The 25,401-nt window shown below is 66.2% G+C and carries 17 protein-coding genes and 1 pseudogene; 8 read left to right on the forward strand and 10 right to left on the reverse strand.

The window, feature by feature from the left end:
• Positions 1-21: 21 nt before the first annotated feature.
• A complete protein-coding gene (locus tag HZF05_RS05455) occupies positions 22-1,842 on the forward strand; it encodes a M2 family metallopeptidase (protein WP_160363361.1) in 1,821 nt (606 codons plus the stop codon).
• Between the two features lie 10 nt (positions 1,843-1,852).
• Here the strand turns inward: HZF05_RS05455 and HZF05_RS05460 are convergent.
• The 10 genes and pseudogenes from HZF05_RS05460 to HZF05_RS05505 all read right to left on the reverse strand — a co-directional run bounded on the left by HZF05_RS05460 (position 1,853) and on the right by HZF05_RS05505 (position 13,164).
• Positions 1,853-3,045 (reverse strand): annotated as a pseudogene (locus tag HZF05_RS05460) (M24 family metallopeptidase).
• A gap of 31 nt (positions 3,046-3,076) precedes the next feature.
• Complete coding sequence (locus HZF05_RS05465) at positions 3,077-4,315, reverse strand: Zn-dependent hydrolase (protein WP_160363362.1); 1,239 nt, start codon at positions 4,313-4,315, stop codon at positions 3,077-3,079.
• A 4-nt stretch (positions 4,316-4,319) separates the two neighbouring features.
• Positions 4,320-5,672, reverse strand: a complete 1,353-nt coding sequence (locus tag HZF05_RS05470) for a dihydroorotase (protein WP_160363363.1) — start codon at positions 5,670-5,672, stop codon at positions 4,320-4,322.
• A 10-nt stretch (positions 5,673-5,682) separates the two neighbouring features.
• Entirely contained in the window at positions 5,683-6,288 is a 606-nt protein-coding gene (locus HZF05_RS05475; protein WP_160363364.1) for a glutathione S-transferase family protein, read from the reverse strand.
• Positions 6,282-7,385, reverse strand: a complete 1,104-nt coding sequence (locus HZF05_RS05480; protein WP_160363365.1) for an S-methyl thiohydantoin desulfurase — start codon at positions 7,383-7,385, stop codon at positions 6,282-6,284. The genes HZF05_RS05475 and HZF05_RS05480 overlap by 7 nt, the downstream gene beginning before the upstream one ends.
• A complete protein-coding gene (gene hutH, locus HZF05_RS05485) occupies positions 7,382-8,917 on the reverse strand; it encodes a histidine ammonia-lyase (RefSeq protein WP_160363366.1) in 1,536 nt (511 codons plus the stop codon). The genes HZF05_RS05480 and hutH overlap by 4 nt, the downstream gene beginning before the upstream one ends.
• Entirely contained in the window at positions 8,914-10,581 is a 1,668-nt protein-coding gene (locus HZF05_RS05490; RefSeq protein ID WP_220129719.1) for an S-methyl thiourocanate hydratase, read from the reverse strand. The genes hutH and HZF05_RS05490 overlap by 4 nt, the downstream gene beginning before the upstream one ends.
• A gap of 110 nt (positions 10,582-10,691) precedes the next feature.
• Complete coding sequence (locus HZF05_RS05495) at positions 10,692-11,114, reverse strand: aconitase X swivel domain-containing protein (RefSeq protein WP_160363367.1); 423 nt, start codon at positions 11,112-11,114, stop codon at positions 10,692-10,694.
• Positions 11,105-12,361: an aconitase X gene (locus HZF05_RS05500; RefSeq protein WP_160363368.1), complete on the reverse strand. Its 1,257-nt coding sequence runs from the start codon at positions 12,359-12,361 to the stop codon at positions 11,105-11,107. Before HZF05_RS05500 ends, HZF05_RS05495 begins: the two co-directional genes overlap by 10 nt.
• 101 nt (positions 12,362-12,462) lie before the next feature.
• Complete coding sequence (locus tag HZF05_RS05505) at positions 12,463-13,164, reverse strand: helix-turn-helix domain-containing protein (protein WP_160363369.1); 702 nt, start codon at positions 13,162-13,164, stop codon at positions 12,463-12,465.
• Positions 13,165-13,408: 244 nt separating this feature from the next.
• On the opposite strand from HZF05_RS05505, the gene HZF05_RS05510 reads away from it, so the two are divergent.
• From HZF05_RS05510 to HZF05_RS05540, 7 genes are all read left to right on the forward strand, one after another.
• Positions 13,409-15,562 (forward strand): TonB-dependent receptor domain-containing protein, encoded by a 2,154-nt coding sequence (locus HZF05_RS05510; protein WP_160363370.1) that lies wholly within the window; start codon positions 13,409-13,411, stop codon positions 15,560-15,562.
• 64 nt (positions 15,563-15,626) lie between these two features.
• A complete protein-coding gene (lhpI, locus tag HZF05_RS05515) occupies positions 15,627-16,607 on the forward strand; it encodes a bifunctional Delta(1)-pyrroline-2-carboxylate/Delta(1)-piperideine-2-carboxylate reductase (protein ID WP_160363371.1) in 981 nt (326 codons plus the stop codon).
• Between the two features lie 3 nt (positions 16,608-16,610).
• Entirely contained in the window at positions 16,611-19,154 is a 2,544-nt protein-coding gene (locus HZF05_RS05520) for a S9 family peptidase (protein ID WP_160363372.1), read from the forward strand.
• A gap of 29 nt (positions 19,155-19,183) precedes the next feature.
• On the forward strand, positions 19,184-21,643 hold the full coding sequence (locus HZF05_RS22255; protein ID WP_343046838.1) for a S9 family peptidase: 2,460 nt from the start codon (positions 19,184-19,186) through the stop codon (positions 21,641-21,643).
• Between the two features lie 44 nt (positions 21,644-21,687).
• Positions 21,688-22,440 carry a sulfite exporter TauE/SafE family protein gene (locus tag HZF05_RS05530; protein WP_160363373.1) on the forward strand — a complete coding sequence of 251 codons (753 nt, stop codon included), beginning with the start codon at positions 21,688-21,690 and terminating at the stop codon, positions 22,438-22,440.
• A gap of 351 nt (positions 22,441-22,791) precedes the next feature.
• Complete coding sequence (locus HZF05_RS05535; RefSeq protein ID WP_160363374.1) at positions 22,792-23,997, forward strand: FAD-dependent monooxygenase; 1,206 nt, start codon at positions 22,792-22,794, stop codon at positions 23,995-23,997.
• Positions 23,998-24,093: 96 nt separating this feature from the next.
• Positions 24,094-25,104, forward strand: a complete 1,011-nt coding sequence (locus HZF05_RS05540) for a zinc-binding alcohol dehydrogenase family protein (protein ID WP_160363375.1) — start codon at positions 24,094-24,096, stop codon at positions 25,102-25,104.
• Positions 25,105-25,401 lie beyond the last annotated feature (297 nt).

Consider the following 25,401-nt stretch of genomic DNA (forward strand, 5'->3'; position numbering starts at 1 on the left):
CTATTCGCGTGGGTTGACGCCATGGGCATTCCGAAGACGGCCGTCCTGCTCGCAGCAATATCGATCGGGCGACCGGCCATTGCGGCCGCTCGGAGCGATCCCCCGTCGTCGCCTGCGGTGGTCGATGCCTTTGTCCAAAAGGTGGAGGCGGATAGCGTTCCGCTCACCCAGGCCGCGAACCAGGCCAATTGGGTCAGCTGGACCGACATCACCGACGATACCGCCGCGATCGCGGCCCGCGCCAATGCGACGCTCACCACGGCCCAGGTCGGATGGGCGGAGAAGGCGGCAGGCTACGCGAAAATCCCGGGCCTCTCTTTCAACACCAGACGGAAGCTGGACCTGCTCCGCGAGGACATCGCGCTTCCCGCTCCTTCGACGCCGGGCGCAGCCGATACGCTCGGCGATCTGACCGCGAAGCTCACCGCGATCTACGGACGCGGGCAGGGCACGCTCGGCGGCCGGCCGATCAGCGGAACGGACATCGAGGCGGCGATGGGGACCGAGCGGGATCCCGCGAAGCTCGCCGAGATGTGGACGAGTTGGCACGACCAGGTCGGCACGCCGATGAAGCCCGATTACGGCCGCATCGTCGAAATCTCCAATCAGGGCGCTCGCGAGCTGGGCTATGCCGATACCGGCGCGATGTGGCGGGCGAGCTACGACATGCCGCCTGCGGAATTCACCGCCTTACTCGATAAAGTGTGGAACGAGGTGCGGCCGCTCTATGTGCAACTGCATTGCTATGTCGGTCGCCGCCTGTCCGAGAAATACGGTCCCGAAGTCCAGAAGCCCGAAGGACCGATCCGTGCCGATCTCCTCGGCGACATGTGGGCACAGGACTGGGAGAATATCTTCGACATCGTCGCGCCTCCGGCGCCGGGTGGTGCGACTTACGATCTGACGAGCCTGCTAGACGTGCATGGCTATGATCCGCTGAAGATGGTCAGGACCGGCGAGCATTTCTATCGGTCTCTGGGCTTCGAACCGCTGCCCGACAGTTTCTGGCAACGTTCCCAGTTTACCAAGCCGCTCGACCGCGAGGTCGTGTGCCATGCCTCCGCATGGTGGATCGACAATCCGGACGACATCCGGATGAAGACCTGTCTGAAGGTCAATGCGGTGGATTTCGCGACGGTCCATCACGAGCTCGGTCACGATTTCTATTATCGATCCTTCGACAAGCAGCCGTTCCTGTACCAGGCGCCGGCCAACGGTGGGGTGGACGAGGCGATCGGGGATTTCGTCTCACTGTCGATAACGCCCGATTATCTGACGAAGATCGGACTCCTCCGCGCGGACCAGATGCCGGGCGCCGATCAGGACATAGCCTTGCTGTTGCGCAGTGCGCTCGAGAAGGTCACGCTGCTGCCGTTCAGCCTCGTCATGGACAAATGGCGCTGGGGCGTGTTCGACGGATCGATCACGCCGGACCGCTACGAGAGCGCCTGGAACGATCTGCGGCGCACCTATCAGGGCGTCGTCCCGCCGAGCGCACGGTCGCAGGACGCGTTTGATCCGGGGGCGAAGTATCACGTTGCGGAGGTAACGCCCTATTCGGCCTACTTCCTGGCGCGAGTGCTGCAGTTCCAGTTCTTCCAGTCAGCCTGCGCCATGGCGGGCTGGAAAGGGCCGCTCCATCGCTGCTCCTTCTACGGCAACCGCGTGGTCGGCGATCATCTCCGCCGCATGCTGGAGATGGGCCGTTCCCGCCCGTGGCTGGAGGCGGTGCGCGCAATGACGGGCAAGGCCGAGGTGAGCAGCGACGCGATGCTGGATTATTACCGGCCGCTGATGGCCTGGCTGCAGCGCCAGAATGCCGGCGAGGTGTGCAGCTGGTGACGATGGAGCGCTAGAAGGGCTGTTCCAGACCGGGTGATGGCTCGGTGAACCAGGCGGCGCCGTCCTCGGTGACGTGGAAATGATCTTCCAGCCGGACGCCGAAGCGGCCCGGCACGACGATCATCGGCTCGTTGGAGAAGCACATGCCGGGCCGAAGCGGCGTAGTGTCCCCGCCAACCAGATAGGGCGCCTCGTGGATGCTGAGCCCGATTCCGTGGCCGGTGCGGTGCGGCAGGCCCGGCAGCGCGTAGCCGGGGCCGAGGCCGTGGCGTTCGAGCACGCGCCGCGCGATCGCATCGATCTCCTCGCAGGGAGGCCCGGTCTCACCGCGTCGAACGCGGCCTGCTGCGCCTCCCGCTCGATGGCCCAGATCCGGCGCTGCTCGTCGTCGGGCGTGCCGAAGACGTAGCTCCGCGTGATGTCGGACTGATAGCCCTGCACGCTGCAGCCGGTGTCGATCAGCACCATGTCGCCTTCGCGCAGCACGTCGTCGCCGGGCAGGCCATGCGGATAGGCCGAGGAGGCGCCGAACTGGACGGCGCAGAACGTGCTGCCGCGACTGCCGACCGCCTTGTGCGCGGCATCGATGAAGGCGGCGACCTCGCTCGCCCGGATGCCCGGCGCGAGAATCCGCGCGACGCGACGATGGACCTCCAGCGTCATCTGCTTGGCCTGCCGCATCAGCGCGAGCTCGGCCGGCGACTTGATCGCGCGGCACCCGTCGGTGACCGGCGCGGCATCGACCAACGTTGCCGAAGGCGCTGCCTTGCGCAGGCGCTCGACCATGCCGAAGGGGAGGGTGGGATCGATGGCGAGCGTCGCGCCGCCGATTTCGCGCAATGCTTCGACGATGCGCTGTGACGGGTCCTCATGCTCCTCCCAGAGCAGCAAGCGGATGTCGGGGATGCCGAGCACGGCCTGCAGCGATCCCGCCTCGAATGCCGGGCAGACGATCCAGCGGCGGCCGTCCGGGCCGAGCAGCATCGCCACCAGGCGCTCGATCATCCCCCATCCGATGCCGGTGAAATAAGCGAGGCTCGGACCGGCACCGACGAGCAAAGCGTCGATGCCATGCTGCGCCATCAGCCTACGCGCGCGCTCGATCCGCGCCTCGCGTTCGTCAGACGAGATAGGCGACGCCTGGTCCGCCCATGAGGCTAGCGTGGCCAGTTCCGCCTGCGCTGAAGATCCACCGATCACGATGTCGTCTCCTCGTCACCGCAGGGCAGGCGGGTCACAGGATCCGGTCCAGCCGCCGCACCGTCTCCAGCAACGTCTCCGTCCCGATCGCCACCTGTTCGGGGCTGCTATATTCGGCCGGATTATGACTCATCCCCTTAAGACAGGGAATGAAGATCATCGCCGCCGGGCAGACGCGCGCCATGAACGCCGCGTCGTGGCCCGCGCCACTGGCGATGGCGATCGTGCTTCGCCCCAGCGCGTCGGCGGCTTCCTCCATCACCGCGCGCAGGCGCGGGTCGCACGCGGCCGGGACACCGTCCGACAGCACCTCCAGCCGCCACCGTTCGACGCGCGCGGCGGCAGCGATCTCCAGCGTGTCGTGCGCCAGTGTCCGCATGAAGAGATCGGTCAACGCCGTGTCGGAACTGCGCACGTCGACCACCAGCCGGCAGAAGCCGGGCACGACGTTGGAGCCGCCGGGCCGGAGTTCGACGACGCCGACCGTGGCCACGAAATAGGCTTCGGGCGTCGCTGCCAGCATCTCGGCCAGCTCGCGGATGCGCACGATGGTGCGCGCGCCCGCATAGCCGGCATCGCGGCGCAGGTGCATCGGCGCGGTCCCGGCATGTGCCGCCTCACCGGCGAACTCGACCTCGACACGGCGAATGCCGACGATCGCGGTGACGATGCCGAGATCGATCCGCTCGGCCTCCAGCACCGGGCCCTGCTCGATATGGAGTTCGAGGAAAGCGGCGAGATCGGATCGTTCGGCAGACGCGATCGCGCCGGGATCGCCGCCGACCGCGCCGAGCGCATCGCCGAGCGTGCGACCTGACTTGTCCGCCATGGCGAGCATCTCGACAGTCAATTGCCCGGTCATGCCGCGGCTACCGATGCAGGACAGGCCGAAGTCGCTGGGTTCCTCGGCCAGGCAGTCGATTACCTCGATCGGGTGGCTGAGGCCGCCGCCTTCGGCGATCGCGCGCGCCACCTCCAGCGCGGCGATCACCCCGGCAACCCCATCGAACCGGCCGCCGGCCGGAACCGTATCGCTGTGCGATCCCAGGGCGATGGCGGGCAGGCCCGGCTCACGCCCCTCCAGCCTGCCGATCAGGTTCCCGGCGGTGTCGATGCGCACCTGCAGGCCGGCCGCTTCGAGCCGATCCCGCAGGAAGGCCCGTCCCTCAAGGAACAGCGGCGAGAAGGAGCGGCGCGTCCACGGCCGATCGGGCTCGGTGATCGCGCCGATCGCCATCAGGTCGTCCCAGAGCCGGGCAGGATCGATCCGCATCGCCTCAGGCGGCCCTGCGGCCGGGCCGCTGGAACCGGCCTGTTCCCGGCTCCGCCACGACCTTGCCATCGGCGGAGATCAGTTCGCCGCGCAAATAGGCTGCATCGACGCGCCAGGGCATCTCCATGCCGGCATAGGGGCTCCAGCCGACGACATTGTTGCCCGAGGCGGCGGGATCGTAGCGATAGGGGGACCGGCTCATCAGCAAGATGTCGGCGTCGGTGCCGACGGCAATCGCGCCCTTGGCTCCGCCCAACCGGAAAAGGCCGGCCGGATTGTGAGCGAGCAGGCGGGCGGCGTGGCTGAACGGGAGGCCGCGCTCGTCCAGCCCCTTCATCAGCAACGGCAGCAAGGCTTCGAGGCCCGGCATGCCTGATGCATTGGCCAGCATGTCCGGATCGCTCTTGCGATCGAGCGACCAGCTGACATGGTCGGTCGAGACCACGGTGATGTTGCCGACCGCGAGATGCCGCCACAGCGCCTCGCGCTCCCGCACGGTGCGAAGCGGCGGGTTGACCTTGGCGAGGCCGACGAGACGCGCGACGTCGTCCTCGTCGAGCATGAGATAGTGGATGCAGGCCTCGATCGTGGCGGTATGACCCTGCGCGCGATAGGCGGCGGCAAGTTCGTAGCCCCGCCCGATCGAGCAATGCACGATATGCGCAGCGCACCCGGTCGACGCTCCGATCTCGTAGACCTGCGCGGTGGCCAGCGCTTCGGAGATGGGGGGCCTGGCCTTGCCGTGCGCGGCATAGCCCGTCTCCCCCGACGCGCGGACGCGCTCGGTCATGGCACGCACCGTTTCGTCGTCTTCATTGTGGACGCCGGCCATCAGCCCGTGCCGGGCGATCGCGGCGAAGCAATCGTGCATGAGGTGTGGCGCGATGCGCGGGAAGCGCTGAGGGTGTGTGCCGAAGGTCGAGAATTTGAACGCCGCCGCGCCCGCCTCGACCAGCTCGTCGATCCGCGTGCTGCCTTCAACCGGATCGATCGTGGCGTAGAGCGCAAAGTCCACCCGCGCCTGCGCGGCGGCTTCCTCGGCCTTGCGGGTCAGCTGCTCGGCGGTGCAGATGAGGTCGCCGTCGTCATAGGGCATGTCGACGATGGTCGTCACGCCGCCGGCGGCCGCGCTGCGCGTCGACCAGATGAAATCCTCCTGATCCTTCTGGCTGCGGCTGTGCACCTGCGCGTCGATCACGCCGGGCAGGACGAGCATGCCCGCGCCGCCGTGCCGCTCGCCGGCCGGCGGCGGGCCTTCGCCGACGTGGCGGATAAGCCCGCCGGACGCGAGCACCCAGCCATGCTCGATGATCCTGTCCGGCAGGACGACGGTGCCGACGAAGACCTTGTTCGACATGGTGTTCACCTCATAGGGTCGGGAGGAGCGGCTCGTAGCGGGGAAGCGACTCGAACCTGTCGAACCAGGCGCGGATCGCGGGCCACGGCGCGAGATCGAGGCCGCCTTCCGGGGAGAGCTTGAGATAGGGGTAGAGCGCGAAGTCGGCGACGACGACATCGTCGCCCAACAGCCACGCGCCACGTTCCAGCGCCCGTTCGACGGGGCGCAGCGCATCGGCGAGGATATTGCGATAGTGCGCGATCACCGTCGCTTGACGCTCGGCCTGTCCGGTCATCGCGAAGAAGCGCGGATAAGTGAGGAAGCGCGCCAGATCACTCTGTTCGTAGAACAGCCATTCGATCGCGGCGGCGCGATCCGGTCCGCTTGCGGGAAGCAACGGCGTGCCGTCCGCGAAATGGAGGAGGATGGCGCACGATTCGACGAGGAACTCACCGTCCTCCGTCTCAACTACCGGAATGCGGTGGAAGCGGTTGACGGCGACGAACCCGGGCGCCTTGTGCGGACCTTCCGCGAGGTTGAGCGTCACCCGCTCGTAGGCGATGCCGAGATGCGCGAAGAGCAGGCGGATCTTCCAGGCGTTGCCCGACAGCCGGCTGTCGTGGAGCTTCAGCATGGCCGCGTCTTCTCGCCGTTGAGATCTAGGTGCGCGTAGAGTTCGGTTTCCAGACCGCCCTCGACTTCGCGGAAGACCAGCGGGTCGAACACGCCCTGTCCCAGCGGAAAACCCCGGCGGTCGGCGATCACGATCGCCGCTGCCGTCCCGATCGGCATCTGGGCGATGGCCAGCGGCTCGCCGGTATCGGGTTCCAGCGCGCAGATCAGATCGGGGAAGGTGGCGCGCCGCTCGTCGCCGTCGTCGGCGGTCATGAATTCGTTGAAGACGCCGAGGCGCACGGATCGCGTGCCGTGCGATACGGTAACGTAGCCGACATCGAAACCGTCGCGATACGCCACGTCGTTGGCGGTCACCGTGCCGGTCAGCAGGTTTTCGCCGCTCAGGAAACGGGTGGCGGCTTCGATGCGCCCGATGCCCGGCGCCGCGCCTAGCATGGCCTCGCCCAGCGCCAGCTGGAAGCCGATCGCGCCCGACGCGCCGTTGTGCGCCACGAAGCCGACCTCGTATGGCCCGCGTGCCGACGCGACGAGGCCGCCGCTGATCATCGCGGCGTGGCGCATCGTCTGCGACGTCTTCACGAGATTGCCCTCGGCGACCACCGATAGCCGGGAGCCGCTTTCGGCATAGCCCGCCTGCGCCACCTGGATGATCGATATGTCGGATCGCGAGGCGAGGCCCATGCCGCCCATCTTGACGGTCGGGTGCCCGCGCCCGTTCGCCGCGGCATCGACATAGGGAATGTCGAGCGCGGCGGCGACCAGCCATGCGTTGAAGCCCGGTACATGGCCGCAGATCACGCCGGCGGGCCGCCTGCCGATCCGCGCGACGAGCGTCCGAGCCGCCTCGACATGATCGCGTAGATGCAGCTCGGGCTCGGCGAAGCCGGGCGCGCCGACCGACGTCGAGACCAGCAGGTAACCGTCCTCCGGCAAGGTATCGAGCGAGGCGAGCGTCACCTCGCCATAGCCGAGCGCGACGTCGGCGGCGAGATCGTGCCGTTCGAGCGAGCGTGTCCGGCTGCTGCCGCCGGCCGACAGCAGCAGGCCGCCGATCATCGCGGCGGGTACGTCCTCGCCTGTCAGCTGCCGCCTCATGCTGCGAGCCCGGGCAGGATGCCGGCGGACACCGCCCCGGCAAGCGCGCCGTCTGCGACGAGCGCGCGGGCGGCGTCGAGATCGTGGGCCAGATAGCGATCGCGGTCGAGCCACGCGACCTTGCCGCGCACCGCCGACATCGCGCGTGCCAGTTCCGGAGACGTCGCCAGCGGGGTGCGGAAATCGATCCCCTGCGCGGCCGCCACTGCCTCGATGCCGATCAGGCTGAACAGGTTTCCGGTCATCCCGAGCAGTCGCCGCGCGCCGTGGCAGGCCATCGAGACATGGTCTTCCTGATTGGCGCAGGTCGGCGTGGAATCGACCGAGGCGGGGTGAGCCATCTGCTTGTTCTCGGCCATCAGCGCCGCCGACGCGACCTCTGCAACGACAAGGCCCGAATGGAGGCCGGGCTGGCCGGCGAGGAAGGCTGGCAGGCCGTAGGAGAGGCTAGGATCGACCAACAGCGACACGCGCCGTTGCGCGATCGCGCCGATCTCGCACACCGCGATCGCGATCTGATCGGCGGCGAAGGCGACCGGCTCGGCGTGGAAATTGCCGCCCGACACCACCGTCTCGTCGGAGAGCACCAGCGGGTTGTCGGTGACGGCGTTCGCCTCCACCTCCAGCGTGCGCCCCGCCGTCCGCAGCAGGTCCAGGCAGGCGCCGGCGACCTGGGGCTGGCAGCGCAGGCAATACGGGTCCTGCACGCGGGGATCGTCTTCGATATGGCTGTCGCGGATCGCCGATCCTTCCAGCAGTGCGCGTAGCGCGCTCGCTACATCGATCTGTCCGCGATGCCCGCGCAGGGCGTGGATCTCTGCATGGAAGGGCACGGTGGAGGCCATCGCCGCGTCCGACGAGAGAGCGCCGGTGACGAGTGAGGCCTGCAGGCCGCGAAACGCACGGAACAGGCCGGCGAGCGCCAGCGCGGTGGAGGTCTGGGTGCCGTTGATCAGCGCCAGGCCTTCCTTGGCGGCGAGGATCACGGGCGCGAGACCGGCGCGCTCCAATGCGGCGGCGCTCGGCATCCGCTGGCCGTCGAGCCAGGCCTCGCCTTCGCCGATCATCGTCGCGACGACATGGGCGAGCGGGGCGAGATCCCCCGACGCGCCGACCGATCCCTGTTCGGGCACCACCGGCGTCACGCCGCGCTCCAGCATCGCCTCGATCAGGCGCACGATCTCCAGTCGCACGCCCGATGCGCCGCGCCCCAGCGAAATCAGCTTGAGCGCCATCATCAGCCGCACGATGTCCGTGCCCAGTGGCGCGCCCACGCCGGAGCAATGCGACAGGATGAGGTTGCGTTGGAGCTCGACAATGTCGCTTTTAGCAATGCGGATCGAGGCCAGTTTTCCAAAGCCGGTGTTGATGCCGTAAACTGCGGTGTCTCCGCCGGCGATCGCCGCGATCCGCCGGGCCGATCGCTCCATGCCGGCGTCCGCCGAGCCCGCCAGACGCGCGGCGCCGCCGCTCCAGTAAAGCTGCTCGAGCTGGCCGAGCGAGACGGCGCCGGGGAGCAGGATCATCGTCATGCCGCGTCCCCCCGCCGGTCGAACTGCTCGGGTATGCCGAGGCCGTTCGCCTGCGCCTTGCGGATCGCGGTGTCGTAGCCGGCGCTGGCGTGGCGCAGCACGCCGATGCCGGTGTCGTTGTCCATCACCCGGGCGAGGCGGTGCGCGGCGTCCTCGGTGCCGGTCGCGATCGTCGTCACGCCGGCCGACTGAGCCCAATTGCCCATGCCGTGCACCGCGACAAGGTCGGCGCCCGAGGCGCAGTTGAGCAGCGCGTTCAGGATCGGCCAGTCGGAAATCGCGTCGGACCCGTCGGCCATATTCTCGGTCTCGCGATGAGGCAGGGTGGCCGATCCCGAATCGAGATGATCGCGCGTGAAGGCGATCGGCCCCTTCAACGTACCGTCGGCGACCATCGCGTTGACCGCCAGTGCCAGCCGCCGCCGCTCGCCGAAGCCCAGCCATCCGATCCGCGCCGGCAGGCCGGTGAACCGGACATGCTCGCGTGCCGTGCGGATCCAGCTGGCGATGCGGTGATCGGGCGGGAAGAGATCGAGGATGAGATCGTCGATCACGTGGATGTCGCCCGGCTCGCCCGATGCCGCGATCCAGCGGAACGGGCCGACGCCTTCGCAGAACAGGGGGCGGATGAACAGATCGACGAAGGAGCGGAAGCGGAAGGCATCGGCAAGGCCCGCTTCGGCCGCGTATTTGCGCAGGTTGTTGCCATATTCGAAGACCAGCGCACCACGATCCTGCAGCGTCAGCATCGCGCCGACATGACGCAGCAGCGTCTCGTAGGATCGCTGCTTCAGCGCCTCGCGGTCGCTCCGGCGGAGGTCCGCCGCCTGCGCGGGCGAGAGGCCGCTCGGGATATAGCCGTTGACCGGATCGGCGATCGTCTGATCGGTGACGATATCCGGCGTCACCTCGCGGTGGATGAGTTCGGCGAGCACGTCCGCGATGTTGCCGACCAGCCCCACCGACCGCCCCTCGCGCAGCGCCAGCGCCTCCGCGCACCAGCCCAGCGCCTCATCCAAGCTCTCGGTCAAACGCTGGCAATAGCCGGACGCGACGCGGCGGCGGATGCGCGCCTCGTCGACGTCGACCACCAGGGTCGCCGCGCCGGCGAGCTGGCCGGCGAGCGGCTGCGCGCCGCTCATCCCGCCGCATCCGCCTGTGACGATCAGCCGGCCGGCCAGCGTGCCGCCGAAATGGCCGCGGGCGGCGCTGGTGAAGGTTTCGTAGGTGCCCTGCAGGATGCCCTGGCTGCCGATATACTGCCAGGCAGCGGCGGTCATGCCGGGCATGATCGTCAAGCCCTTGCGCTCCAGCGCGCGGTAATCGTCGTCGCCCGCCCATCCGCCGACGACATTGCCGTTGGCCATCAGCACGAGCGGGGTCGTTCCCTGCGACGGGAAGAGCCCGGCCGGCCGCCCGGATTGCATGACGAGCGTCTGGTCTTCCTCCAGGCGGCGCAGCGCGGCGACCGCCTGGTCGAAGCTCGCCCAGTCGCGGGCGGCCTTGGCCCACGCCATGTAGATCACGAGGTCGGCAGGATTCTCGGCATTTTCGAGATTGTTCTCGAGCAGGCGCAGTATCGTCTCCTGCCGCCAGCCCTTGCAGCGCAACTCGGAACCCCGCGCCGCGCGGATGGGTAAGCGGTTCGGCATCATGGAAGGCATGTCCCCGCCTATCGATTGATCATGCGCCATTAGTGCATCAAAATTGTACTATAAGTCAATCTATATCCTAATTGTCCAATGTGTGGCGAGGATTGCCAACTGCCCTCCGATCAGCCGAGCCGGACCATCCCATCCTCGAACACCGTCGCCGGCGCGCCGTCGGGCAGGCGCTCCAGATCGTCGACGTCGAGCCTGAGAATGGGCGGAACGGTCCAGCCCATTTCCCGCCCGACGATCGCCGCGACAGCGAGAATCGCATCGGGCTTGGCAACGATGATCGCTGTCGGGGTCCGCCCGGCATGGATCAGTTCCAGCAGCACCGAACTGGCCGAGGATGACCCGCGAAGCTCGTGGATCAGGGCGATCCGGCCGACTAGATCCTTGTCGTGGTCGATCGAGCGGGGATCGATCAGCCGGCCGGTCGCGGGGTCGACTCCGCCCCAGAAGCTGAGCGGTTCGCGCAGCTGCAGGATCGGTGCGGTGCGGGGCCCGGCCGGGAAGGCGGCCAGCAGCAGCTCGGCTTTCACCTCCACGCCTGGTCTCCCGGCAAGAAGCGGCCGGCGACGGCGGAATCGACGCAGGTCTCCAGCCCGGCGAAGATCACTTCGTGGCCGGTGTTGCTCGGCACGTAATGCGCGAACTTGCCGGAATTGGTGACGATCAGGCCACTGGTGTCGCGCAGAATCGGCGTCACGACCACGCAAGTGTCGGCGACGATCTCGACGCCGCGCGTCGCCAGCCGCTCCGACAGTGCCTTGCCCACCTCGCGCAGCGAATGCCGACCGGTACACGCGTAGAGGGGGACGGTGCAACGTCGCTCGCCGAGCAACCGGTCGAGCAGGCAGAGCTCGGCGGCGGACAGATGGGGGCTGCCGATCGCGACCCCTGAGATCGGTGCGCCGGGCCGTCCCTCCGCCGTCGACAGGCCCCTCCAGGCTTCCTGCAGCATGGCGTGATCAAGGCGGATGATCCGCTCGGGCGGGGCACCCTGCGTCGCGGCCGCGATCGTCGGCGCTTCGGGTGTGGAGCCGACGACATGGAACAGGCCGACCGCACCGGTGGAGGCCGCCGCCGCGCCGAGCGCCTTCAATCGGTCCTCGCCCGGCGTGCCCAGCCCGACGAAGGCAGCGACCGCCTCGCCTACCTCCCGGCCGAGCCACGCGCCGAGGATGGGGTAGGCGATATCGGCGGCAAGGAAATCGGGTTCGAGCCCCATTGCGTCGATCAGGATCGTGGCGCGCCTCGCGGCGTCGCGATGGAGGCCCATGAGCGGGGCGCGGCCGGAGATGGCGGCGCAGATGTCGAGGAAGTCCCCGTAGCGGTTGGTCCGTGCGCCCAGCACCGAATTGCAGAACGCCACGGCGTTGCTCTCGCCCCAGGCGACATGGCTTCCGAACGTCGGCCGGTGCCCGGCCTGATAGGGCGAGCAGGTCCAGGTCTGGCGACAGCCGAGATCGACATAGGCCTGCGCCAAGCGGTGGGCCATCATCCGCGTTTCGGGCGACAGGCGCTCGCGATCCCGATGCAGCAGGTCGAGCGCGCCGACGTTGAGCGTGCTCGGCACCGCCACCCGGCCGCCGTCATGCACCAGCCGCTCGGCGAACAGAACGCCCGCTTCGCCATGATACAGGCATCCGTCGATATGCGCCGATTCGATCGTCACCAGTTCGGAGGCGCCCATCATGCGGCCGGCGTCGGCGATCACCCGCAGCGCCAGCGCCGCTGCGGGGCCTTCGCGGCCGTCGAGCATCGCCTGCTCGGCGATGGATAATGTCAGCATTTGTCGCCTTGACGATATGGATAATTATTTCGCCATACAGTCAATAATTCCGCGCAAATTGTCAATCGTCCTGCTGTATGCTGACATCGCGGCCGCCGCCCTCACGATGCGCGCTGGCGCTTCCCGACGGCCACCGTCGAAGGTTGCTCCTGCCGGGCGTCCAGCGCCCGCTTGACGAAGGGGATGATGTCGTCGGTGTCCTTGCGCTCGGCGTCGGTGCCGATGCACAGGATGCGCGCCGCGCCTTCGCCGGCATTGACGTAGGCGTGGCCCATCTGGCTGTCGAAGAAGACGCTCTCACCGATCTTCAGGCGCAGAGGAGCGTAGGTTTCGGTGTGGACCTCGATCTCCCCCTCGATGACATAGGCGAATTCGTCGCCTTCGTGACGGATCAGCCCGTCGAACTCGGCGGCGCTGCGCGCGTGGATATCCATGATCACCGGGGTGAAGCGCTTCTTGATCAGATCGTGGGCGAGATAGTGATAGGTGTAGACGCCTGCCTCGATCTCGAAGCCGTCCGAATTGCGATGAACGCTTCGCCGGCCGGCGAAGTGATCGCGATTCTGCTTGGCCCCGCCCGACGTGAAAAGCCTCGAAATGTCGATCGAGAGCGATTCGGCCAGCTGCACCAGCTTGTCGTAGGTGAGCGATCGCTGGCCGTTCTCGATCTTGGACAGCATCGAGATCGAAAAGCCCGTCGCCGCCGCAGCGTCGGCGAGGCTCCAGCCGCGCTCCTTGCGTATCGATCGCAGCGCCTCGCCCAGCGTGGCCCGTGACCGTTCCGTATCCTCGATGGCTGTCAACGCCGCTTTCCTCATCGTCTATGTTGCCCACTTATAGGCATAAATTGCCCGTCTCTCAACGACCCGGGATGACCGGAAGCATCCGATGCGCATAACCCAAGCGGCACCGGGCCGTGCGGTCGAATGCCCATCTAATTTCCTTTTAGTCCACATATAGACAATATGGAAAATTTATGTTTTGTTACGTCCATTCCAAATAATAAGGGGGTGGCATATGGTCCGGGCTGAGCAGGGACGAGCGAACGTGAGCGATGGGGGCGGGCGGGTCGCGCGGCGTGCCGCGTACGTTCTGTTGGCGGGTGCGGCGGCCATGGCCGGGCTAGTATCGCCGGCAGTCGCCCAGTCCAGTGACGCCGCTGCCCCGGCTGCGGTCTCGTCCGGCGGGGATGCGGATGCCGCGACCAGCGGCGAGATCATCGTCACCGCGAACAAGCGCGCGCAGGCGCTGCGGTCCGTGGCCAATTCCGTGACGGCGCTCACCGGCGACCAACTCACCGCGCTGGGTGCGCAGAGCTTCAAGGACTATCTGTCGGGCCTTCCCGGCGTCCAGTTCCAGCAGTCGACGCCCGGCGTCTCCAACGTGACGCTGCGCGGCATCGGCACCGCGACCATCTACCCCGATCAGGGGCAGGCGACGACCGGCATCTACATCAACGACATTCCGTTGACCGATCCGGGCTTCGCCTTGTCGGTGCCCGATCTCGATCCGTTCGATCTGCAGCGCGTCGAGGTGCTGCGCGGCCCGCAGGGCACGCTGTTCGGCGCGGCGACGCTGGGCGGTGCGATTAACTATATCTACAACCCGGTGTCGCTGACCGACATCCAGGCGAAGGCGCAGGTCAGCCTCTACGGCATCCATGGCGGCTCGGATGTCGGCTTCACCACCAAGGCCGCGCTGAACGTGCCGATCGTCAAGGACGTGTTCGGCATCCGCGTAACTGCCTCGCACCGTTCCGATCCGGGCTATCTCGACAATGTCGGCACGGGCGACAAGGACAGCAACACGCATCGCGTCAACGACGTGCACGTGAACGCCCTGCTGAAGATCAGCGACGCGCTGAAGTTGAGCTACTTCTTCTTCTACGATCACGCGCACAACGGTGATGGATTCTATTCGTTTCCGGATATCGGCGATCTTAAGCGCGATACGATCATCAACGAGACGGCAACCTTCATTACGCGGGTCCACAACATGAAACTCGACGGCGATCTGGGCTTCGCCTCGCTCACCGTGTCGGCGGCGGATTCGCGCAAGAAGCAGAACAGTTGGGGCGATCTCACGCCCTATTATGGCGACCCCACGATCGGGCCGGCCAATGCGCGCAATCACTCGCAGACGGCCGAGGCGCGGCTGACCAGCCCGAGCGGACAGCGATTCGAATGGCTGCTGGGCGCCTATTACGATCGTACCAACGAAGGCTATCCGACCCCGACCTTCCAGAACGGCGTCGATATCTACGATTTCACCGTCGGCTACAAATCGCACGAGAAGTCGGTGTTCGGCGAAGCGACCTACCATCTGACCGACACGCTGCGCGCGACGTTCGGCGGCCGCTATTACGATATCGATCTCAGCACCCGCACGACGCAGGGCGAGCCGGGCGACGAATCGACGACGGTCGGCAAGCAGAAGGGCCACGGCTTCAGCCCCAAGGGATCGATCACCTACGAACCGTCCAAGAACTTCATGATCTACGGCCTGATTTCAAAGGGCTTCCGCATGGGCGGCGTCAATCTGGTCGCGCCGATCCCGAGCTTCCCGACGCCGGCCACCTACGGATCGGACAGCGTGCTCAACTACGAGATCGGGACTCGCTTCTCGCTGTTCGATCGCACGCTGCTGATCGACACCACCGCCTTCTACGTCGACTGGAGCAACATCCAGCTGCGACTGGCGCGCCCCGACGGCCGATCCTACGTCGCCAATGCCGGATCGGCGCGGAGCTACGGCCTGGAAAATGCGATCACCTGGCGGCCGAACCACAATCTCGATTTCCACGCCAACGTGACCTACCTCAACGCAGAGATTTCCAAGACGCTGGAGCTGGGCGACGGATCGGAACTCGCCAAGGGCGAGAACCTTCCCGGTGCGTCGCACTGGTCGACGTCGGAAAGCGCGACCTACCATTTCGATCTGCCGAAAGAGCCCTACGTCACCCTGCAGCATCAATATATCTCGCATGCGACCAACAACTTCACGCCGCTGGATTCGGTGGGCGGCTACAACACTCTGGCGTTGCGCGTCGGCGCCCGCTTCGGCCGCATCGATGCCCAGGCGTTCGTGACGAACCTGACCGACAAGCGCGGCGTCGCCACCGCCGACTTCTTCGGCGATGCGCCGATCCGGTTCTACATTCAGCCCCGGATGATAGGACTGAGCCTTGACTGGAGCATGTGAGGCCGGGCCGGGGGCGTCGTCCCCGGCCTTGCTCCGGAACACCGGTATAGCAGGGGGATGCTGAGTGCCCGTGCATCTTGATCGGGAGGCGCTTGTCGGGTTGCTCGCGCAGGGCGATCTGAACCGTCGGGTCGCCCGGGCTTTCGTGCAGCCGGCGGCGGTCCCGGTTCGCCAGCGGCTCGACGCTTCGCGCAGGCGGGAACTGCTGGTGATGCCGGCGTATTCCGGCCGGTTCGCGGGCGTCAAGATACTCACCGTGGTTCCAGAGAATGTAACGATCGACGAGCCGGTGATCTCGGGCCTGTTCCTGCTGTTCGACTTCGAAAGTGGCGCGCCGCTCGCGACCATGGATGCGGGCGAACTGACCGCATGGCGGACCGCCGCCGTCTCGGCGATCGCGGCGGATGCGCTGGCGAAGCCGGATGCGACCCGGCTGACCGTCCTGGGCTCGGGGCACCTCGCGCCTTACCTTGCCGCAGCCCATGCCCGCATCCGCCCGATCGAGCATATCGCGATCTGGGCGAGACGGCCGGACCAGGCCGAGCGTGTCGCCTCCAGCGTTCGCGAGGATCTCGGCGGCGTTCCGGTGGAGGTCTGCACCGATATCGAGCGCGCCGTTCGCTCCGCCGATTTGGTGAGCGCCGCCACCCGTGCAACCGCGCCGCTCATTCGCGGCGAATGGCTCGCGCCCGGCGTGCACGTCGATCTGGTCGGCGGCTATCGGCCCGACATGCGCGAGATCGACGATCACGGCATCACCCGTGGGCCGATCTTCGTCGACAGCATCGAAGGCGCGCTCGCCGAAGCGGGCGATCTCATCGATCCGATCGAACGGGGCGTGCTGGCCCGGGAGGCCATCGCCGGGGATCTGGCCGCATTGATCTCGGGCCGGGCAGGGCGCGGCTCGGCTAACGAGATCACCATCTTCAAATCGGTCGGGACCGCGCTTGCGGATCTGGCCGCGGCCGTCGCGGCGTGGGAACGGAGCCAGTCGGCATCCATCGGCGCCGATGCCGGAAAAGTGCTGTCTCCGATCAAGGGTTAGTCCATGCGAGCCACGACGTTCCGAATTGCCATCTCCCTGGCCGCGCTGACTATCGTCGGCGCGAACGGCGCCGCGCTCGCCGCCAGCGCGGCGGATTATGCCAAAGCCGATCGGCTGCGGGCATTCGACGAGCGGAAGGTCGGCGGACTCATCTTCCCGCACTGGCTAAGCGACGGGCGACGCTTCTATTTCCGCTCCTTCGGGCTGAACGAACAGCCCGGCACGGTCTTCCTGGTCGATCCGCAGGCCGGCACAAAAGCGCCACTGTTCGATGCGGTCGCGATCGCAAAGACTTTGTCTCGCGAGGGCGGCACGCGCGTGGACGCCATGGCGCTGCCGGACTGGACGCTGGTCGATGGCGACACGCGGCTCGCCGTGCGGATCCGCGAGCGCGAATATCGCTGTGCGCTGACCGACAGCACCTGCGCCCCTGCCACCGCCGCCGAGATCGCCGCCGAGCGTGCCCATGACGTACCGGACTGGGCCGTCCGCTCGCCCGACGGGCGATGGGACGCCTTCGTATGGAATCACAATGCCTATGTCGTGGCGGTGAGGGACGAACAGGCGGGCGCGTTGCCGCCGCTCCGGCCGCTTTCGTCGACGGACGGCAATAGCAGCTTCGGGGACGTCGCGGATGCGGCCTTCCTGCCGACCGGCCAGCGCGAGGGCTGCGATCTCGGAGCGCCCGTCGGGCCTAACCTGCCCGCAAACCCGCAATTCGCTCCGCCGCCTGCCGGATCGATCGCGCTGACGACCGATGGGGAAACCCTCTGGAGCTACGGGCCGCGCTTCAAGATGGGCACCGAGGTCGCCACTCTCGACGCCGATCGGTACCGGCCGACCAAGGGAGAGTTCGCCTGGTCGCCCGATTCCAGGCGCCTGCTCGTCCGTCGCAGCGATATCCGTGGCGTCCGCGTCTATCCGCTCTATTCTTCGACCAGCACGACGCCGGTGGATCACAGCTATTATTATGCGGTGCCCGGCGACAAGGCGATCCCCCAGGCGACCTATTACCTGCTCGACGTGGCGAGCCGCCGTTCGGTGAAGGTCGATGTCCCGCCGACGGGGCTGATCCTCATGCCCAATGCCGCGCAATGGTCGCCCGACAGCCGCGCGCTGCTGATCCAGACGGCCGACCGCGGCCCGAAGGAGATCGATTTCTGGAAGGTCGATCCGGCCAGCGGCGTGGCGCACGCGCTGATCAAGGAGCGCTCCGAAACGTTCGCCGAGATGAGCAATGGCGGCGAGGACAATGTCGTGGCGGTCACGCCCGACGGGCAGGACATCTTCTGGTTCTCCGAACGCGACGGCTGGGGGCATCTCTACCGCTATGGGCCGGACGGAACGCTCAAGAACCAGGTAGAGAAGGGCGACTATTCGGTCGACAAGATCGTCCGGATCGATTCGCAGGCGCAGTGGATCTATTTCACCGCCTGGGGCAAGACGGCGGGCAATCCCTATTACCGTCACCTCTATCGCATCCACTTTGACGGCACCGGCCTGACCGCGCTGACCGACGCGCCCGGCGACCACGACATCCATGCGGCGCCGGACGGCAGCTATTTCATCGACACGCTGTCCGCGATCGACAAGCCGCCCGTCACCAGCATCCTTCACCTCGACGGCACGCCCATGATGACCGTCTCACGCGGCGACGAGACGCCATTGCGTGGGCTGGGCTGGCGCCCGGCCGAAACCTTCACGGTCAAGGCCCGCGACGGCAAGACCGATCTCTGGGGCGTGATGTACAGGCCCGTCGATTTCGATCCGAAGAAGACGTATCCGATCGTCACCAACGTCTATCCCGGGCCGTTCATGGGCAGCGTCGGCAAGGTCTGGCAATTCCAGGGGGCGGACAATTTCGAGCGCCATGCCGAGGACATGACCGGCATGGCGACCCACGGCGAGGGCATGGGGCAGTCGCTCGCCAATCTCGGCTTCATCGTCATCAAGCTGAACGCGCTGGGATCGGCCCAGCGATCCAAGGCGATGCAGGATTTCTTCTATGGCCGCGCCGCCGACAACGGCCTGCCGGACCAGATCGCCGCGATCCGCCAGCTGGCCACCCGCTATCCCTGGATCGATGCGAGCCGCGCCGGCATCTTCGGCCATTCAGGCGGCGGCTATGCGGCGGCGGCGGGCCTGCTCCACTATCCCGACTTCTTCAAAGTCGGCGTGTCGGAGGCCGGCAATCACGATTTCCGCATCTACGGCTGGTATTGGGGCGAGCAGTATCAGGGCCCGCTCGAAACGGCGGCCGACAATGCCCGCTACGAGGCGCAGGCCAACTACAAATATGCCGATCAGTTGAAGGGCAAGCTGCTCCTCGTCCACGGCGATATGGACTGCAACAACCCGCCATCCGAGACACTGCGCCTCGTCGATGCGCTCGAGAAGCAGGGCAAGGATTTCGACTTCCTGATGGCGACCGACGCCGGCCACCAGATGCCGAGCTACGTGATGAAGCGGGCGTGGGACTATTTCGTCTCCAACCTCGCCGGGCAGCCCGTGCCCACGAATTTCAAGCCGGGACCGCGAGAATTTTGAGCGCCGATGCCTGAATCTAGGAGCCAGCAGTGAGGTTCAGCAAGATCGCCCCGGCAATCCTTCTCGCGACCGCAGCGCGGGCGGCTCCGCCCATCGCGGACGGTTATCATCGGGCGCCGTCGCCGATCGCGGCGATGATCGACGCCAAGCCGATGCCCAGGGTGCTGGTTTCGCCCGACCAGACCAGCCTGGCGATCATCGGACGGGAGGGGCTGCCCCACATCGCGACACTGGCCAAGCCCATCCTGCGCCTCGCCGGCACGCGTATCGATCCCGCGACCGACGGGCCGGCGGAGGAGCGGGTCGACTGGCTCGACAGCCTTGCCTTCCGCTCGATCGCGGACGGTCGCGAGGTGAAGGTCGCATTGCCGCCCGATACCCGCTTCATGGCACCAGGCTGGTCGCCGGACGGTCGCCATCTCGCGTTCGTCGTGCAGGAGAAAGACGGGCTTGCGCTCTGGATCGCCGATCGCAATGGCGTCGCCCGAAAGCTGATCGGGCGCGTGAACGCAGTGTTCGAAGGCTGGCCCTACGTTTGGTCGCCGGACAGCAAGGCGCTCGTCGTCCGCGTGCAGAATCCCGACCGGGCGGCGTCGCCGCCCGCGCAAGCCGAGGCGAACGCCCCGGTCGTCCAGGAGAATGACGGCCGCGCCGTCGCCGCATGGACGTTCGAGGACCTCCTCCAGAACAAGCAGGACGAGGCGCTGTTCGATTTCTACTTCTCCGGCCGTCTGGAGCGTGTTCCCGTCGATGGCGGGCCGAAGACGTCGATTACCGCGACCGGCCTCTGGCAGAATTTCTCGATCTCGCCGGATGGTCGTTACCTGCTCACGGAGCGGCTGAAGCGGCCTTACAGCTACGTCCTGCCGGCCAATCTCTTCCCGACCGAGATCGCCGTGTCGACCATGCAGGGTCAGCGTGTTCGGCTGATCGCAGACCGGCCGCTGGCCGACGATCTGCCCGTCGATTTCGACGCCCGCGCCCGTGGTCCGCGCGAGGAACAGTGGCGCTCTGACGCGCCCGCGACATTGGCATGGGTTGAAGCGCAGGATGGCGGCGATCCGAAGGCGGCCGTTCCGTATCATGATCGCCTTCTGGAGCAGGCGGCACCATTTTCAGCGGCGCCAGTCAAGCTCGTCGATCTAAGGAGCCGTTATTATGCCTTGCTCTGGGGCGATGACGGCGTCGCGATGGCGATCGACCGCGAATGGAAGTCGCGGACCGAAACACGCTATATGATCGCACCGGGCCGGCCTGCCGCGGCCCGGTTGTTCCTGACATGGAATTACCAGGATCAATATGGTGATCCTGGCATGCCGCTCCTGCGCGCCAACGCAGCGGGCATGCCGGTGATGCAGTTCACGCCGGATCATGCGGGATTGTTCATGACCGGCGTCGGCGCGGGCAAGGCGGGCGCCTTTCCATTCCTTGCCGAAGCGCCCCTGGCCGGTGGCAGCGAACGGCGGCTCTGGACGGCGCAGCCGCCTTATTACGAAGAGGTCATGGCGCTTCTCGATCCGGCCAGCACCGAGATCCTGACGCGGCGCGAGAGTGCGACCGAGCCACCGAATTATATGGTTCATTCCGGTACCGACGCCTCCCCCCGGCGCGTAACCGATTTCGCGGATCCCATGCCGGACTTCGCCGGGGTGCGCCGGCAGTCGGTGACCTATCGACGGTCGGACGGATTGCCGCTGTCCGGCACGCTCTACCTGCCGGTGGGCTACGACTCCACGCGTGACGGACCGCTGCCGACCCTGCTCTGGGCCTACCCGGCCGAGTTCACCGATGCTTCGGTCGCCGGCCAGACGGTCGACGATGGCAATCGCTTTATCCGTCCACGCTGGTTCAGCGACCTTTATCTGGCGACACGGGGCTATGCGGTGCTCGACGATCCGGCGATGCCGATCGTCGGTGAGCAAGGTGCCGAGCCGAACGACACCTACGTGCAGCAACTGTCCGCCGACGCGAAAGCGGCCATCGATGCGGTGGTCGCGCTGGGCATCGCCGATCGCGGCCGCATCGCGGTCGGGGGGCATAGCTACGGCGCGTTCATGACAGCCAATTTGCTGGCTCACACCGATTATTTCCGGGCGGGACTGGCCTTGTCCGGTGCCTATAACCGCACCCTGACACCATTCGGTTTCCAGGCCGAGCAGCGTACCTACTGGCAGGCGCCGGACGTCTATCGCGCGATGTCGCCGTTCAACTTCGCCGATCGGATCAAGGCGCCGATCCTCCTGATGCACGGCGAGGCCGACGACAATCCGGGGACGTTCCCGATCCAATCCGAGCGCATGTACGCTGCGTTGAAGGGGCAGGGGGCAACGGTGCGCTACGTCGTGCTGCCGCACGAGGCGCATTGGTACGAGGCGGAGGAATCCACCCAGGAAACGCTCTGGCAGATGACCGACTGGCTCGACCGGTATGTGAAGCCGGCGGCCGGAACCGTATCAGGACCCGCCGGAGCGAAGCAGACGCCACGATGAGCGGCCCTCCCGCAGACCATACGAGAGCGCCACCTCGCGCCCGGATGGCCGGCTACGTGACGTTGGGTGCCATCACGAACTTCTTCGACACATTCGGCATAGGCTCGTTCGCTACGACGACCGTCGCTTTGAAATCCTTCCGCCTGACCGACGATAGGAATATCCCCGGCACCCTGATCGTGGGGCACGCATTGCCGGTGTTCGCGCAGGCAGCGGTTTTCATCGCCGCGGTGAAAGTCGATCGGGTCACGCTAACTCTCATGATCGTTGCGGCGGTGGTGGGCGCATGGCTGGGGGCCATGCTCCTTCCGAAGACATCGGTTCGGGTGATCCGGCTCTGCATAGGGCTGGCGCTGCTCGTCGCTTCCGCGATGATGGTTCTGACAAATCTGGGCTGGTTACCATTGGGTGGCGATGCGACCGGCCTGACCGGAGTGCGACTGGCGGCCGCCGTTGGCGGCAATGTCCTGCTCGGTATGCTGATGGTGTTCGGCGTCGGGCTTTATGGGCCCTGCATGATTCTGGTGAGCCTGTTGGGCATGAATACGGCAGCGGCATTTCCAATTATGATGGGTTCGTGCGCCGTGCTGATGCCGGTTTCTGCGGCTCGCATCATCAGATCGAGCGCCTTCGATCGGTCGGTGGCGATCGGACTGGCTGCAGGCGGGGTGCCAGCCGTGCTCGTCGCCGCGCTCGTAGTGCGGTCGCTGCCAACCATGATCCTACGATGGATCGTCGTCGTCGTCGGCTATCTGGGATGCCGTTTCCTGAAAACTGCGCGACGCCAATCGACTTGATTGAATGGCGATATCGCTCCAGCCGGCGCATGGCTTTCGTCAGAGCGACTTGGCTGATCCCTTCGAGTGCCGATATATAGTCGAGCAAAGCGCGGCTGAAGGAGCTGTCCACGCCGGCAAGGCAGGTACGCCCATGTTGGTTGGATTTCGCCGGCGAACCCCATTGAATAGGGCTCTCGGTCGGCGGATAATACCGTTAGCGACGCGATCCGCCTTTCGCGGCCGGCATCCGACCACAGGCGGGGGCGTGTCGAACGCGGCTTGACCTCAAGTGAACTTGAACTGCTACCAACCATGCGACGGCGAGTCCTTATGGACAGCCGCCATCAGGTCGCTTGAAGGAGTAGCACCATGGAAAGCGTGGACGTCGCGATCATCGGAGGCGGGATCGGTGGCCTCACCCTGGCCCTCGCATTGCAGGGAACAGGCGTCGAGGCGCGTGTCTACGAGCGGGTCTCCCGGTTTGGCCCGGTCGGCGCAGGCATTCAGATTGCGCCCAACGCCTCGAAGCTTTTGTACCGGCTCGGATTGCGCGAGCGACTGGAAAAGGCTGGTGTCCTGCCCAAGGCGCAGATCTTTTCGCGCTGGAACGACGACAGCTCCCTGGCGACGACATCGTTGCGCGAGGTTGCGTCGACGTTCGGTGCGCCCCACGTAACGATCCACCGCGCCGACCTGCATCAGACGCTGCTCGATGCCATCCCGCAGGGGGTCGTCGAGACCGGCGCGGAGATCGTGAAGCTCGATGGGCAGGACGGCGAGCCGCGGCTGACCTTCGCCGACGGCCGTCAGGTGAAAGCGCAAATCGTAGTGGGGGCCGACGGCATCCATTCGGTGGTGCGCGGCGCGATCGCAGCAGATCTTCCGCGCTATTCGGGTCAGAGCGTGTTCCGGGGCCTTGTTCCGGCCGACCGTATCTCGAACCCACGTTTCCTGGGAAACGTCAATCTGTGGCTCGGGCCTGACCAGCATTGCGGCTGCTATCCGATTTCCGCAGGCAGGACGATCAGCTTTGCCGCAACGCTTCCGCTGGAGCGGTCGGGCCGGGAATCGTGGAACGAGCCTGGCGAGATCGGTGACCTGCTCGATGCCTATTCGGGATGGACATCGGATCTGCTGCATGTGTTCGAGGCGGCCGACGCGGTCTCGGTCTGGGCCCTCTACGACCGAGCCCCGCTCGAAAGTTTCTATTCCGGGCGGTTGGCGCTCCTAGGTGATGCCGCTCATCCGATGCTTCCGTTTTTGGCGCAGGGCGCCAACCAGGCCGTGGAGGACGCGGTCGTGCTCGCGACGTGCCTACAGCGTCTGGGCGCCCGCGAGAACGCGTTGATCGCTTACGACGCGATCAGGCGTGCTCGATCGAGCGAGATCCAGGCGACCTCGCTTGCGAATAACACGAGGTTCCACCTTCCCGACGGAGACGAACAGCGCGCGCGGGACGCCGCGTTTGGATCGGCTGGCCTGTCAGGCGTTGGTCGGGACAAGCAACAATGGCTCTACGGCTATGACGCCGAAGACGATGCCAAGGGCTATTTGGACCATGCTGAAGCCCGCTGATCTCGATCGATCGCCCTTCATTCGTGCCGGAGCATCGAATTTCACGGATCACGATGCGGCGCTCTGGATGCGCGCTCCTCTAGCTAGAGAAAAGCCATGAAAGCTGTTGGATACAAAACACCGGGCCCGATCACGGGCGACGCTTCGCTCGTCGACATCGAATTGCCGAAGCCCGTACCGGCCGGGCGCGACATCCTGGTCGAGGTGAAGGCCGTCTCCGTGAACCCGGTCGACTATAAGGTTCGCCTCAGCACTTCGCCCGAAGCAGATGGCTGGAAAGTTTTGGGCTGGGATGCTGCCGGCGTCGTCCACGCGGCGGGGCCCGATGCGACCTCGTTCCGGCCGGGCGACGAGGTCTTCTATGCGGGCACGATCACCAGACCGGGCACAAACGCCGAATTTCATCTCGTCGACGAGCGTATTGTCGGCCGAAAACCCAACACCCTCGACTGGGCGGAAGCAGCGGCGCTTCCGCTCACTGCGCTGACGGCTTGGGAGGCCCTCTTCGATCGTATCGATGTGACGAAGCCGGTGCCGGGCGCTATGCTTGCGGTCCTGATCATCGGCGGCGCAGGCGGCGTCGGCTCGATGGCGATCCAGATCGCACGTCAGAGAACCGATCTGACCGTCATCGCCACTGCTTCGCGGGCCGAAACCAAAGCCTGGGTGCTCTCGCTCGGCGCACATCACGTCGTCGATCACACGAAGCCGCTGACGGCCCAACTGGCCGATCTCGGCATCACCGCACCGGCTTTCGTTTTTTCGACCACGCACACCGACCAGCATGCCGCCGAGATCGCCGAGCTGATTGCGCCGCAGGGACGGCTCGGCTTCATCGACGATCAGGGTCTCGATATCATGCTGTTCAAGTCCAAGGCGGTGTCCATCCATCCCGAACTGATGTTCACGCGATCCCTCTACGAAACGCCTGATATTGCCGAACAAGGGAGGATATTGAACGACATCGCAGCCCTCGTGGACGAAGGTAGCATCCGTACGACGCTGACCGCGCGTCTTTCGCCGATCAACGCCGCCAATCTCGAACGAGCGCATGCGCTGGTCGAAAGCGGCGCAATGAAAGGCAAGATCGTTCTCGAAGGATTTTGATCTACCGCCAAGCCGTCCTGATATCAGAGTCTGAAGGGCCAGTTGTACCATGGGCTATCGGCCGGGGCGGCGCAAAAGCGTTCGCGCGATAGCTTTCGCTGTCGCTCCCTGCTCAGTGCCGCCGATTTTGGCGTGTCTGCATCGAGGATACCGGCGCAGCAATGGTCACTGCTGGACGATTTGCCTTTGGCGGTTTGGGAGCGATATCCAGTGGCGGATCGCTTCGCATTGCGCGTTCGATGCCTCGCTGCGCTGATTTCAGGACCCTTCGGGCGTTTATGGCTATCAACGAAATCT

This window comes from Sphingomonas chungangi (genome assembly GCF_013778325.1).
GTDB classification, from domain to species: Bacteria; Pseudomonadota; Alphaproteobacteria; order Sphingomonadales; family Sphingomonadaceae; genus Solisphingomonas; species Solisphingomonas chungangi.